Origin of the sequence: Buchananella hordeovulneris, assembly GCF_001907235.1 — a bacterium.
Lineage (GTDB): Bacteria > Actinomycetota > Actinomycetes > Actinomycetales > Actinomycetaceae > Buchananella > Buchananella hordeovulneris.
The window spans coordinates 1-2,346 of record NZ_MQVS01000022.1; the positions used below are offsets into that span (position 1 = coordinate 1).

1 protein-coding gene and 1 pseudogene are annotated in these 2,346 nt (G+C 69.6%); both read right to left on the reverse strand.

Annotated elements, in window-relative coordinates; all coding sequences use genetic code 11:
• Positions 1-443: pseudogene (locus tag BSZ40_RS11115) on the reverse strand (RNA ligase); the annotation flags it as partial.
• 229 nt (positions 444-672) lie between these two features.
• Positions 673-2,346 (reverse strand): RNA ligase (locus BSZ40_RS11120; protein ID WP_143180975.1); only part of this gene is annotated, 1,674 nt, incomplete at its 5' end.

The window sequence follows — 2,346 nt, forward strand, 5'->3', positions numbered from 1 at the left end:
CCCGCCCGCACCCGGGCCGCGATCTCGGTGACCACGGCGGGATCGACGTAGCCGATGCTGCCCGCCCGCTCCTCGTTGCGGCGCAGCAGTTCGGCGTCACTCACCCCGTCCTGGACGTTAACCACGTACACCTGGTAGCCGTGGTCCTGCGCCAGGTCAGTCAAATCCTGCCAATCGGGACGGTGGGCATGCACCCCCTTCAGCAACAGGGTGCCGCCCAGACGCAGCCGCAACTCCACCGCCTGGCGCAGCGCCTGGCGCACCTGCGCACCCGCCCCATGCGCCAGCGACCACACCCGCTGCCCCTCCAGGTCGGTGAACGGGGTGGAAAAGGCGGGCAGCAGGTCGTGCTCCCCCACCGCCAGCTCTTGCAGTCCCTGCTCTCGCAGTGCCGCCCCCTGACCGACGCCAGGCGCGCCCCGCAAAACAAACATCGTGCGCACTTGTCTCTCCGCTCCGTTCCTGGGCCCGCACCCCGGCCCGCTGCGCACTCAGGGCACCAGCAGGCCGCAGGCCCCGTTGCTGTGACCCCCCGACGGTAGGCAGGCCGCCCCACCCGTCCTCGGCACCAGCTGACGAACGGCCCGAATTTTCCTGAACAAGCCCCGGTTTGCGGTGAGCTGACAGGCAGCGGGGCCGGTGGAGACATCGCTCACACCCGCCCCGCAGCTCTCACAGGCTGGCCACGAGGGCCGGAATGTTGAGCGTGGGGCCGCGCAGGCCTTCCACCCAGAAGCCCGTCAGATCGTCCCTCTCCAGGAACCGGGCGAAAAGCTCGGCACCCGCGCCACGCGGCTCCACCTTGCGGCCCGCCAAGTGTCGCTCCACCAGGCTTCGAAACGCCTTGCGGCGCGTATAGACAGCGGATTTGTACTTCGTCAGCTGCCCATCCCCGTAGGTGATCACCAGGCCCTCGGCCCCCTCGGCCTCGCAGGCCGCAGCGCGCGCGGCCAGGGCGAGGCGGGCGGCGTCGTCGGCGGCCTCACTGATGACCTCCACCGGCGGGCTGACGAACCCAAAATCCCGCTCCACCTCGGCCCGCACCGCAGGGCGCAGCGTGAACGTCTCCTGGTTGGCGATCGCGTCGAGCAGCACCAGCTGATTAGCCCCCTCGTCGACGAGGTGCGGATCGCGCTCGGAGATCACCTCGAACGTGAGGGTGACCTCGGCCTGCGCCAGGCGCGCCGCCAACTCGGCTACCCGCTCCCCCAAGTGCGCCTGGAGCATCTCCGCGGCGTGCCGTGAGTACGGCGTGACGCCCGCCTTAGAGAAGACGCGCAGCTCCCCCGCCACGACCGCCACCAGGGCCAGGTAGCCGTTCCACTTGCGCCGCACCGTGAGCGGGCGGCCGAGGCCGCGGGTGACGACGTCGTCCAAGTCCCGCGGCGCGAGCGCCTCGCCCACGTTGAAGAACTTGTCGTAGCCGCGGGCCACCACGCGCGACTCCCGGTCCAGGAACAGCCCGCGCGCCTTGCAGGACACGTCGTCCCACTTTCGGGTGGCAAAAGCCCGCCGCGTGAAATTGCAAGAAACCACGCCCGGCAGCCCTTCCACCGGACGCACGATAACCTCCGGGTGGGCCGCCATGTGCGCCAACAGACTGTTGGGGTCCAACGCCGGGGTGGTGCGCTCCTCCCGGAAGCGCACCACCTGTGTCCGTCCATCGGCGTTCACCTCCAGGGCCGCCAGGTGCCCGCCGTGCTCCACCCGCTGCTCCAAGGCCCACACGTTGGGGGCGGCCGCCTCCGGGCCCGGCGACTCGGTGCGGGTGCCGTTGCGGTGACCGTGGACCTGCACAATCTGGGGGTGCGACAGGGCCGCCTCGACGCTGCGGTCATACTGCGAGAAGCCGCGGTAGGTCTGCTGGCGGCTGGAGGAGCCGAGCAGCAGCTGCCGCAGCGGCAGGTGCGTGAAGTCGTAGGCGCGCCGTCCCTGGTCATCCACGTGCATGATCGCGTCGATGGTGGCCGGGGCGAGCCCGGCGTGGGTGACGAGGAACGAGCGGCCCGCGAAACGCAGGGCATAGGCGGGCACAAAACGCTCAACTAAGTCCGCGAGGTCCTTCTTCGTGTACCCCACCGCCCGCAGCTGCTCCAGCGAGACGCGCGTGTCGGGAAACCCAGCACGCGAGAGCCCGGCGAGCAAGAAACGCAGGTTCTCGTCGTGATTGCCCTCCACCAACACCACATTGTCCGGCGGCCGCACCCCGATAAGCTCCGCCACCCCAGCCGCATCCGGACCCCGATCAAACAAATCCCCCACGAAAACAAACAAAGTGCGGGGGTCCCAGCCGCCGTAATGCTCCTTCAACTTCGCCAACGCCCCAGCACACGACTGCACATCGCC